This window comes from Streptomyces sp. NPDC001443, from assembly GCF_053597355.1.
On record NZ_JBSFIA010000024.1, the window covers coordinates 39,701 to 51,053 of the forward strand.

An 11,353-nucleotide genomic window follows, 5' to 3' on the forward strand; every position below is an offset into this window, starting at 1 on the left:
TCAACGCCCTTGTCCGGTAAGCCCGTTCGGTGTGCAAGCCGGGACGGGCAGGGGTTGCTCGGACGGTGCCCTCCGCCACCCCGATCGCCGCCGTCGCGAAGGGAACGGCTCGGCCGAAGGGTTCGGCGCGACCCTCGACGAGGCGCACCACCGGGGGGACAAACCGCCGCACACGTCTCAGGAGTTACTGGCTGCTGTGACCAGTCGTGTACACAGCGAGTTCGCACTTCCACCCCACAGACAGACGTGTGACACTGGCGTCCCGTTCGCAGTGCGGACCCCCCTCCGCACCCACCCCCACGAGAAGTGCGCCTTGCGTTCACTGCCCCTGCCGCTCGCCCTCACCGCGCGTCTGTCGCCGGTCGTCGTGCTCGCCGCCGCCGGCTGGTCGCTGACGTCCGGACCGTTCGCGCCGACACCGACGGCCGGGCACGAGTCGGCTTCGACGACGCCCGGCTCGTCCGCCTCCGAGTCCTCGTCGGCCGGATCCGGGTCGGGTTCCGGGTCGGGATCGGGATCGGGTGCCGCCGTGAAGGCGTACGCCGCCGCCCCCACGCCGTGCACGAGCGTGGCCGTGAAGACGATCGAGTCGCTGGTGCCGGGTGCCAAGACGGACGGCAAGGAGATCCCGTCGACGGACACGAAGGCGCGCCGGACCTGCTCCTGGAACGCGCTGAAGGGCTTCGACTACCGCTGGCTCGACGTCTCCTTCGAGGTGCTGGACTCGGAGCAGGCGGCGGACAAGACGTACAAGGAGCGGATCACCGAGAAGAGCGGCGGCGGGGCCGTGCCGGGCCTCGGTGACAGCGCGTACTCGATCGTGAACCTCACCACCGAGGACAAGCAGCAGACGCGCGAGGGCGAGGTGATCGTCCGCTCGTCCAACGCGCTGGTGGTCGTCACCTACAACGGCAGCGACTTCGAGACGAAGAAGGCGCCGAGCACGGACGAGATCAACAAGGGCGCCATCAAGGCGGCCAAGGACGCGATGGCGACGCTGGCGGGCGGCGTCAAGAGCTGAGCCCCGGCCGCCCGCCGGCCGTGTGTCACACCCTGTTCCGCTCCCGTCCGCTCAGCAGCATCAGGGCCACGTAGAGCACCATCGAGGTGCCGAGGCCGACCGCCCAGCCGTAGTCCGCGAGGGGTTCCAGCGCCGGGACTGGCCGCCCGTCGATCAGGGGCTTGAAGCTCGCGCCGCCGATCGCCAGGACACCGCCGACCGCGAAGGCGACGACGGCCCGCCAGTTCCAGCCGCCGTCGTACCAGTAGCGGCCGCCCGTGGTGTACAGGTCGGCGAGGTCGAGCCGGCCGCGGCGCAGGATCCAGTAGTCGGCGATGAGGATGCCGGCGACCGTGCCGAGCAGCCCGCCGACCAGGCCGAGCCAGGTGAAGATGTAGCCCTGGGGGTCGGAGTACAGCTTCCAGGGGAAGATCAGCACGCCGAGGACGCAGGTGGCGAGGGCGCCGGTGCGGAAACTGATCCTGCGGGGCGCGATGTTGGAGAAGTCGAAGGCCGGGGAGACCAGGTTGGCCGCGATGTTCACGGACAGGGTCGCCACCAGCACGGTGACCAGCGCGTAGAGCAGGCCCACGACGTTGTCGGTCTTGGCGGCCAGTTGTACCGGGTCCCAGACCGCCTCGCCGTAGACGGCCTGCGAGCCGGAGGTGACCAGCACCGACAGGAACGCGAACAGGGTCATCGTCGTGGGCAGGCCGAGTGCCTGGCCCCAGGTCTGCGCCTTCTGGCTCCTGCCGTAGCGGGTGAAGTCGGGGATGTTCAGCGACAGCGTGGACCAGAAGCCGATCATGCCCATGAGCGAGGGGGCGAACAGCTTCCAGAAGTCGGCGCCCCAGCCCAGCTTCGACGGCTGGTCGAAGAGCGGGCCGAAGCCGCCCGCCTTGCTGCTCATCCACCACAGCATCACGAACGCGCCGACGAGCACGAAGGGCGCCGCCCAGTTCTCGAAACGGCGGATCGTCTCCATGCCCCGGTAGATGACGGCCACTTGGATCGCCCAGAAGATCGCGAACGACAGCCACATGGTCCAGGGGTGGCCGCCGAACCGCGAGGCGTCGGCCCAGCCGGCGCCGATGAGCTTCCCGGCGAGGAAGAAGATCGCCTCGCCGCCGATCCAGGTCTGGATGCCGAACCAGCCGCAGGCCACCAACGCCCGTACGACGGCGGGGAGGTTGGCGCCGCGCACCCCGAAGGAGGCGCGGGCGAAGACCGGGAAGGGGATGCCGTACTTCGGTCCCGCGTGCCCGGTCAGCAGCATCGGCACCAGCACGATCAGGTTGGCCAGGGCGATGGTGAGCACCGCCTGCTTCCAGTCCATGCCGACCGCGATGAGACCGGAGGCGAGCGTCCAGGAGGCCGTGTTGTGGGCCATGCCGACCCACAGCGCGGAGAAGTTGTACGTGGTCCAGGTGCGCTTCTCGACGGGGACCGGCAGCAGGTCCTCGTTGGCGTACGGGCCACTGGGCGGCGGCGAGCCGGGGGCGAGCTCCACCCGGCCGTCGGGGAGGGCGACTTGGGAGGTCGGCGGTATGTCCGCGGGGGCGATGTCGGTCATGGGCAGGCCAATCGGGGAGACGGGACGGGAGAGGCCGTGCGGGTGGAGCCGAGGGGGGTGCGCCCCGAAGACAGATGGCTCGGAGTGCCCTGGGCCCCCTTCCCAGGACGGCGGGAAGGGGGAGTTCACAAGGGGGGTCAGCCGTTGAGGGCCGGGATCACCTTCGATCCGTAGGCGTCGATCACGGCTTCCTGCGCGTCGTGCATGTCGTAGACGGCGAACTGGTCGACACCCAGGGCGCGCAGCGCGTTCAGCTTCTCGATGTGCTTCTCCACCGGGCCGATCAGACAGAACCGGTCGACGATCTCGTCCGGCACGAACTGGGTGTCGGGGTTGCCGCTGCGCCCGTGGTGCGCGTAGTCGTAGCCCTCGCGCGCCTTGATGTAGTCGGTGAGCTCGTCGGGGACGGCCGCCGAGTGCTCGCCGTACTTGGCGACCAGGTCGGCGACGTGGTTGCCGACCATCCCGCCGAACCAGCGGCACTCGTCACGCGCGTGGGCGAGCGCCTCGGGCGAGTCGTCCTCGGTGACGTAGGCGGGGGCGGCGACGCAGATCTTCACCTCGGACGGGTCGCGCCCGACGGCGACGGCCGCCTCCCGCACCGCCTTGACCATGTACTCGGTGAGGTAGAGGTCGGCGAGCTGGAGGATGAACCCGTCGGCCTCCTCGCCGGTCATCTTCAGCGCCTTCGGGCCGTACGCGGCCATCCAGACCGGGAGTTCGGCGCCGGGCCTGATCCACGGGAACTTCACGACCGTACCGCCGAGGTCGGCCTCCTCGCCCCGGCCCAGCGCGCGGATCACCTTCATCGCCTCGCTTATACGGGCGAGGGTGTTGGGCTTGCGGCCGGCGACGCGCATCGCGGAGTCGCCGCGGCCGATGCCGCACACCGTGCGGTTGCCGAACATGTCGTTGAGGGTGGCGAAGGTGGAGGCGGTGACCTCCCAGGTGCGGGTGCCGGGGTTGGTGACCATCGGGCCGACCGTCAGCTTCGTCGTGGCGGCGAGGATCTGGCTGTAGATGACGAACGGCTCCTGCCACAGCACGGCGGAGTCGAAGGTCCAGCCGTACGTGAAGCCGTTGCGCTCGGCGCGCTTCATCAGGCTGATGACCCGCGAGGCGGGCGGGTCCGTCTGCAGGACGAGTCCGAAGTCCATGTGCGCCACTCCTAGTTGAGGTACTGACAGGTGGAGCGGGGCGTGTAGACCCCGTGCCCGGCGTGCCCGGTGTACTCCCGCTCGTCGATGACGACCCGGCCGCGCGAGAGGACCGTCTCGACCCGGCCGGTCAGACGCCTGCCCTCGTAGGCCGAGTAGTCGACGTTCATGTGGTGCGTCGCGGCGGAGACGACCTGCTCGGCGTGCGGGTCGTAGACGACCACGTCGGCGTCGGCGCCCGGGGCGATGGTGCCCTTCTTCGGGTACATGCCGAACATGCGGGCCGGGGTGGCGCAGGCGATCTCGATCCAGCGGCGCCGCGAGATGTGCCCGTCGACGACGGCCTGGTGGAGCAGGTCCATCCGGTTCTCCACGCCCGGCAGACCGTTGGGGATCTTGGAGAAGTCGCCCCGGCCGAGCTCCTTCTGGCCCTCGAAGCAGAACGGGCAGTGGTCGGTGGAGACCACCTGGAGGTCGTTGGTGCGCAGGCCCCTCCAAAGCGCCGCCTGGTGCTCCTTGGGCCGCAGGGGCGTGCTGCACACGTACTTGGCGCCCTCGAAGTCGGGCTCCGCGAGGTTGTCCGTGGACAGGAACAGGTACTGCGGGCAGGTCTCGCCGAACACGTTCAGGCCCTCGTCGCGGGCCCGGGCCAGCTCGGCGACGGCCTCCTGCGCCGAGACGTGCACGACGTACAGCGGGGCGCCCGCGACCTGGGCGAGCCGGATGGCGCGATGGGTGGCCTCGGCCTCCAGCAGCGCCTTGCGCACCTCGCCGTGGTAGCGGGGATCGGTCTCGCCGCGGGCCAGGGCCTGTTCGACCAGGACGTCGATGGCGATGCCGTTCTCGGCGTGCATCATGATCAGTCCGCCGTTCTCGGCGGAGCGCTGCATGGCGCGCAGGATCTGGCCGTCGTCGCTGTAGAAGACGCCGGGGTAGGCCATGAACTGCTTGAAGGAGGTGACGCCCTCCTCGACCAGCAGGTCCATCTCCTTGAGCGTGTCCTGGTTCACATCGGAGACGATCATGTGGAAGCCGTAGTCGACGGCGCAGTTGCCCTCGGCCTTGGCGTGCCAGGCGTCCAGGCCCTCGCGCAGGGAGTGCCCGACGCTCTGCACCGCGAAGTCGACGATCGTCGTGGTGCCGCCCCAGGCGGCGGCCCTGGTGCCGGTCTCGAAGGTGTCCGAGGCGAAGGTGCCGCCGAACGGCAGCTCCATGTGGGTGTGGGCGTCGACCCCGCCCGGGATCACGTACTTCCCGGTGGCGTCGATCGTCCGCTCGGCCGTCCAGGCCTCGGCGGCCGTGCTGCTGGAGGCGGCGAGGGCGGCGATCCGGCCGTCCTCGATCAGTACGTCGGCGTGGATCTCGTCGGACGCGGTGATGACGAGGCCACCACGGATGACGGTACGGCTGCTCATGCTCCCTCTCCTGCCGTGTTCAACTCATCTGTCGTACGGGTCGGTCGGTACCGCCGGTCCGTTCCGCACCGGCCCGGCGGCACCGTCGCGGTCGGTCCTAGGGAGCGGTCAGCGGCTCGTACGCGTCGGGGCGACGGTCGCGGTAGAACTGCCAGCGGTCGCGCACCTCGCGCAGCGACGCCATGTCCAGGTCGCGGACGACGAGTTCGGTCTCCTTGTCGCCGGCCGGCTCGCCCACGAACCGGGCCTCGGGGTCGACGAAGTAGGACGTGCCGTAGAAGTCGTTGTCGCCGAGTTCCTCGACGCCGACCCGGTTGATGGCGCCGACGAAGTACTCGTTGGCGACGGCCGCGGCCGGCTGCTCGAGCTGCCACAGGTAGCCGGACAGGCCGCGCGAGGTGGCCGACGGGTTGAAGACGATCTCGGCACCCGCCAGGCCCAGGGCGCGCCAGCCCTCCGGGAAGTGCCGGTCGTAGCAGATGTAGACGCCGATCCGGCCCACGGCGGTGTCGAAGACCGGCCAGCCGCTGTTGCCCGGCCGGAAGTAGAACTTCTCCCAGAAGCCGGGCACTTGCGGGATGTGGTGCTTGCGGTACTTGCCGAGGTAGGTGCCGTCCGCGTCGATCACGGCGGCGGTGTTGTAGAGGACGCCGGGCTGCTCCTCCTCGTACATCGGCAGGATCAGGACGATGCCGAGTTCGCGGGCGAGTGCCTGGAAGCGCTGGACGATGGGGCCGTCGGGGATCCGCTCGGCGTACTCGTAGAACGCCTTGTCCTGGACCTGGCAGAAGTACGGTCCGTAGAAAAGCTCCTGGAAGCAGAGGATCCGTGCTCCCTGCGCGGCCGCGTCCCGGGCCGCCTGTTCGTGCACCCGGATCATCGACTCCTTGTCGCCGGTCCAGGCGGTCTGGAAGAGGGCGGCGCGGATCACTCTGCTCATCGGGACCTCCGGTCGCTCGGTGTGCTGGAGCGGACTCCGGGGGTGCCGTCGTCCGCCCCTGGAGCGTAGGAAGTCCGCGCGACGGCTTTGAGTTGCACCGTGTCACGTCTGCGGGCGCGTGGCGTGCCACCGTGTCACACCTTCGTCGACCCATGTTTCACCGCCGTTTTCCCAGGTGGTCGCCTGTTTCAGCGCTGTTGCGCGTCATGCGCGAGCAGCGCGATGTGCACCGAGGCCGCCTGCTCGAAGTCGTCGAGGTCCACGCCGAGCCGCGCCCGTATCGCCTCCAGCCGGCGGTACAGCGCGGGCCGGGAGACATGGTGGAGCTGGGCGGTGCGGGACTTGTTGCGGCCGGTGGCGAGATAGGTCCGCAGCACCGACAGCAGGTCCTCGTCGGCGTCGCGCAGCAGCCCGTCCAACTCCCGCTCGGCGAAGGACTGCACCTGCGGGTCGTCGCGCAACAGGCGGATCAGGCCGCGCAGATGGACGTCGCGCAGCCGGACGACGGCGGGCAGGTCGAGGACGGCGGCGGAGTCGGCGACGGCCTCGGCCACGTGCCGGGCCTCGCGCAGTCCGGCGGGTACGTCGTCCCAGGCGGTCCGGCCGTCGGCCGCGGCGACGACCGTGCAGGGGGCGGTCTCCGTCCGCAGCCGGGCCGCGAAATGCGCGGCGAGCGCCTCGGCGTCCTGGTCGCGGGCCAGGCTCAGCAGGACGGCGGTGGAGCCGCCGGCCAGCTCGGCGACCAGGCCCGGCATCCCCAGCAGGCGCAGGATCCGGTCGAGCCGGCCGGGGTCGCCGTCGCGCACGACCAGCGGGACGAAGGTGCGCCGGTTGACCGGCAGCCCGGCCGCGCGCGCCCGGGGCAGCAGTTGTCTGGCCGGTACGACCTCGCTGATCAGGTCGGTCAGTAGGCTCTGCGCGGACTGCTCCTCCCAGCTGTGGGCGGAACCGCCGCCGAGCATCCGGTGCAGCACGAGCGCCTCGGCGGCCCGGTCGGCGAGCAGCCGCCCGGTGGCGGCGTCACCGCGGTAGCCGCACAGCACGATGCCGCCCCAGCGTTCCCCGCGGCCGCCGAGTTCGGCGCGGATCCAGCCGTCGCCCTCGCCGCGGCCGGCCTGCCGGGAGATGCGCTCCCAGTCGCGCAGCACGTCGTCCACGGCCGGCCGCTCGCCCGCGGTGGCCAGGACCCGGTGGGCGAGGTTGGTGACGACGACGGGACAGCCGCTGTGCTGGGCGATCTCGTCGAGCAGGTGTTGCAGCGGGGCGCCCGCGGTGATGAGGCCGGTCAGGGTCGTGCGGACGGCTTCGGAGAGGCTGACGGCGGCGAACTTGCGCCGAACCAGGCGGGACTGGACCTCCTCGGTCAACTCGGCGAAGGGGAAAGGCCGGTGGAGCACCACCATGGGCAGTCCGCAGCGTTCGGCCGCGCGGCGCATCACGTCCGGCGGGGCCGGGAAGGCGCGGCCGAGTCCGAGGACGACGGCGGCGGCCTCGGCGCGGTGCAGGGAGCGGATGTACTCCGCCTGCAGGCCCTCGTCGCCGGCCAGCAGCACCCCGGTGGTCAGGACCATCTCGCCGCCGCTGAGCATCACGCCGACGTCGGCGGCCTCGGCGACGTGCACCCAGCGCACGGGCCGGTCGAGCTGGCCCGCGCCGGCCACCACCTCGGGCTCCCCGGCGAGCACCCGCTCCAGGGTGAGGACCTGACGGACCGACAGGACGGGTTCCAGGACGGTGGTCATGGTGGTGTTCCCTTGCTGTGGCGTTACCGAATGCCGGTCACCGAGAAGCCGGTCACCCCGCGCCCGTGGCCGGTTCGCGGTGACCGGACCTGCGTCACCGGGTGCCCGTCACGCGATGCCGCGCAGCGCGCTCTCGAGGATCGCGGCGCCCTCCTCGGCCTCCGCGACGGTCAGGGACAGCGGCGGCGCGATCCGCAGGGCGCTGGTGTCGTGGCCGCCGCCCTTGCCGACGAGCAGTCCGCCCTCGCGGGCCGCTTCGAGCACGGCGGAGGCGGCCTGCGGATCGGCCTCGTCCGTACCGGGCCTGACCAGTTCGATGCCGATCATCAGGCCCCGGCCGCGCACCTCCCGCACCCACGGGAGCTGCGCGCCGACGGCCCGCAGCCGTTCGATGAGCAGTCCGCCGACCCGCCGGGCGTTGCCCTGGAGGTCGTGTTCGAGGAGGTAGCCGAGGTTGGCGAGGCCGGCCGCCATGGTGAGCTGGGTACCGCCGAACGTCGAGATGCTGTTGGCGTCCAGACAGTTCATGATCTCGGCGCCGGCGATGACGCCGCCGATGGAGGCGCCGTTGCCGATGCCCTTGGCGAAGGTGACGATGTCCGGCGGGCCGCTGCGGGCGTGCGCCTGCCAGCCCCAGAAGTTCTCGCCGGTACGGCCCCAGCCGGTCTGCACCTCGTCGGCGATCCACAGGACGCCCCGCTGCCTGAGCACCTCGCGGAAGGCCGCGTACAGGCCGTCGGGCGGCGAGGTGAAGCCGCCGACGCCCTGGATCGGCTCGGCGATCAGGGCGGCGGGCGGCCGGATGTGCCCGAGCAGGTCCTTGAGGTCGTCCACACAGGCGGCGACGAAGGATTCGTCGTCGAGATGCGCGAACGGGCCCCGGGTGCGCACCCCGCCGTGGACGTACAGCGTCTGGAGCGGGGACAGGGAGGTCGGGGACCAGCCGCGGTTGCCGGTGACGCCGACCGTGCTGAAGGACCGGCCGTGGTAGCTGTTGCGCATCGCGAGGACCGTGTTGCTGCGCCGGTAGGTGGTGGCGAGCAGCAGGGCGGTGTCGTTGGCCTCGGTGCCGGAGGTGGTGAAGAACACCCGGGCGTTCGGGATCGCGCTCAACTGGGCGATCCGTTCGGCGAGTTCCACCATCGGCCGGTTGAGGTAGAGCGTGGAGGAGTGGACGATCCGGCCGGCCTGTTCACCGACCGCCTTGGTGACCTCGGGCAGCGCGTGCGCGGTCATCGTGGTCAGGATGCCGCCGAAGAAGTCGAGGTAGCGGTTGCCGTCGGCGTCCCAGACGTGCCGGCCCTCGCCGTGGGTGATCTCCAGCGGCTCCTCGTAGTAGAGGGCGAGCCAGTCGGGCAGGACGTTGCGGTGGCGTGCGTAGAGGTCGTTCACGGCTGGACCAGCCCCTCGTAGGCGTCGGGCCGGCGGTCCCGGTAGAAGGCCCACTGCTGCCGGACCTCCTCGATCAGGTCGAAGTCGAGGTCGCGGACCACCAGTTCCTCCTTGGTGTCGCTGGCGACGTCGCCGACGAACTGGCCGCGCGGGCTGACGAAGTAGCTCGTGCCGTAGAAGTCGTTGTCGCCGTACTCCTCCTGGCCGACGCGGTTGATCGCGGCGACGAAGTACTCGTTGGCGACGGCGGCGGCGGGCTGCTCCAACTGCCAGAGGTAGGCGGACAGGCCGCGCGAGGTGGCGGACGGGTTGTAGACGAGCTGGGCGCCGTTCAGGCCGAGTTGGCGCCAGCCCTCCGGGAAGTGGCGGTCGTAGCAGATGTAGACGCCGACCTTGCCGACCGCCGTGTCGAAGACCGGCCAGCCCACGTTGCCCGGTTTGAAGTAGTACTTCTCCCAGAAGCCCTTGACCTGTGGGATGTGGTGCTTGCGGTACTTGCCGAGGAAGGAGCCGTCGGCGTCGATCACGGCCGCGGTGTTGTAGTAGAAGCCGGACTGCTCGATCTCGAAGACCGGCACGACGATCACCATGCCGGTCTCGCGGGCGAGTTCCTGCATACGACGCACGGTCGGTCCGTCCGGGACCGGTTCGGCCCAGCGATAGTGCTCCGGTTCCTGAACCTGACAGAAGTAGGGGGCGTTGAAGACTTCCTGGAACCCGATGACCTGGGCACCCTGGCGGGCCGCCTCGCGCGCGTGTTCCTCGTGTTTCGCCACCATGGACTCGGTGTCGCCGGTCCAGGTGGCCTGGACCAGTGCGGCTCGTACGACGTTGGCCATGAGCTGCTCCTTCGACGGGACGTCAGAGCCTCTACGCCCGTAGACGCAGGCCGTAGAGGGACGAACGTAAGCCTCCAGGACGGCCTTGCCAAGACCATCGTCGTTAACCCGCTGAGTCGATCGCGTTTCACACTCCGGTGGGTGAGCCGCTGGGCCGTCCGGGTGACTCGGACGGCGGATCCCGCCTCGGCCGGGTGGCGGATCCCGCTCCGCCCGGGCGGTCGATTCCTGTCACCCCTGGACCGTTCGTCCCGCCGGCCTCAGACGGTGAAGCCGGCCACCCGCAGCGCGTGCACCACGTCCCAGTGCCGTTCCTCCGAGACGCCCCGCGCCGCCTCCAGCAGCAGCGGTACGAGCGTCTGCGGGTCCGGCACGACGCAGCGGGCCGCCTCGTCAGGGGTACGGACGCGCACGTACGCGTTCAGCAGCGCGCGGACCTCACGGTGGGCGCCCGCCCCGGTCAGCGCGAGCACGGCCGCGCCTATCTCGGCGGCCGGGCGGGCCACGCCCTGGCGCAGGATCTGCTCGCCGTCACGGGCGCGGCCCGCCCCGGCGAGGGCGTCGGCGGCGGCGACCACCTGGCCGGTCGGCAGCGAGGCGGCCTCCCACAGCAGCGTCGCCCAGTCGGCGCCGAGCGCGGCCCGCTGGAGCTCGGCCGCGAGCAGCGGGAAGCGGGCTGCGGGCCAGTGCGCGATCTCCACCAGCAGGGCGTGCGCCTCGCCGCTGCGTCCCTCGGCCCGCAGCCGTACCAACCGCTCGACCGTCTCGGCGGTCTCCCGCCCGGCCACCGCGTCCGGCGCCCCGGCGGCCGGCTCCGGCTCCGGCGCCGTCCGCCGCTCCGCCTCGGCGACCCGCCCGAAGCGCGCACCGCGCGGGGTACGGCCGGGGGCCGCCGGGGACTCCGGCCGGGGCGGTGCCGCGTCCGGCGGTACGACGACGGAGGCGGCCCCTTCCTCGGCCATCCCGGCGAACCGGGCACTGCCACGGCGCCGCTTGCGCTGCTTGACGGGGGCGGGGGCGGGCACCGGAGCGGCGGGGGCGGGCGCCGGAGCGGCGGGGGCGGGCGCCTGGGTGTCCGGCGACGCGGCGGCCCGGGTCCGCCCGGCGCCGGGAGCCGACTCCCGGGCGCCGGGCACCGGGGTGCCGTCCGCGGGGGCGCGGGTGTGGTCCGCGGCCGCCGCGAACACGGACGCGTGGGCACCGTCCGCGGGCGCGGACCCGGACGCGGAGACGCCGTACTTGGGCGCGGACCGGGGGCCCGAGGGGCCGTCCGCAGGCGCGGGCCCGGATTCGCG

The 11,353-nt window shown here is 71.5% G+C and carries 8 protein-coding genes and 1 pseudogene; 1 reads left to right on the forward strand and 8 read right to left on the reverse strand.

Translation table 11 applies throughout. The features are described 5' to 3' along the window. Positions 1–313 precede the first annotated feature (313 nt). The gene (locus tag ACWC24_RS24015) at positions 314–1,021 is read left to right on the forward strand and encodes a hypothetical protein (RefSeq protein ID WP_450664914.1); all 708 of its coding nucleotides are present in this window, start codon (positions 314–316) and stop codon (positions 1,019–1,021) included. Between the two features lie 25 nt (positions 1,022–1,046). Here the strand turns inward: ACWC24_RS24015 and ACWC24_RS24020 are convergent, their stop codons facing one another. From ACWC24_RS24020 to ACWC24_RS24055, 8 genes and pseudogenes are all read right to left on the reverse strand, one after another. After that, the gene (locus tag ACWC24_RS24020; RefSeq protein ID WP_450664915.1) at positions 1,047–2,573 is read right to left on the reverse strand and encodes an NCS1 family nucleobase:cation symporter-1; all 1,527 of its coding nucleotides are present in this window, start codon (positions 2,571–2,573) and stop codon (positions 1,047–1,049) included. Positions 2,574–2,710: 137 nt separating this feature from the next. Then, positions 2,711–3,730, reverse strand: a complete 1,020-nt coding sequence (locus ACWC24_RS24025; protein ID WP_450664916.1) for a TIGR03842 family LLM class F420-dependent oxidoreductase — start codon at positions 3,728–3,730, stop codon at positions 2,711–2,713. Between the two features lie 11 nt (positions 3,731–3,741). Further along, a complete protein-coding gene (gene hydA, locus ACWC24_RS24030; RefSeq protein WP_450664917.1) occupies positions 3,742–5,145 on the reverse strand; it encodes a dihydropyrimidinase in 1,404 nt (467 codons plus the stop codon). 97 nt (positions 5,146–5,242) lie between these two features. After that, positions 5,243–6,085, reverse strand: coding sequence for a nitrilase-related carbon-nitrogen hydrolase (locus ACWC24_RS24035; RefSeq protein ID WP_450664918.1), 843 nt, complete (start codon positions 6,083–6,085; stop codon positions 5,243–5,245). A 188-nt stretch (positions 6,086–6,273) separates the two neighbouring features. After that, positions 6,274–7,827 carry a PucR family transcriptional regulator gene (locus tag ACWC24_RS24040; protein ID WP_450664919.1) on the reverse strand — a complete coding sequence of 518 codons (1,554 nt, stop codon included), beginning with the start codon at positions 7,825–7,827 and terminating at the stop codon, positions 6,274–6,276. Between the two features lie 108 nt (positions 7,828–7,935). Beyond that, positions 7,936–9,219 carry an aspartate aminotransferase family protein gene (locus tag ACWC24_RS24045; protein ID WP_450664920.1) on the reverse strand — a complete coding sequence of 428 codons (1,284 nt, stop codon included), beginning with the start codon at positions 9,217–9,219 and terminating at the stop codon, positions 7,936–7,938. Beyond that, positions 9,216–10,058: a nitrilase-related carbon-nitrogen hydrolase gene (locus ACWC24_RS24050; RefSeq protein WP_450664921.1), complete on the reverse strand. Its 843-nt coding sequence runs from the start codon at positions 10,056–10,058 to the stop codon at positions 9,216–9,218. Before ACWC24_RS24050 ends, ACWC24_RS24045 begins: the two co-directional genes overlap by 4 nt. A 260-nt stretch (positions 10,059–10,318) precedes the next feature. After that, positions 10,319–11,353 (reverse strand): annotated as a pseudogene (locus tag ACWC24_RS24055) (hypothetical protein); the annotation flags it as partial.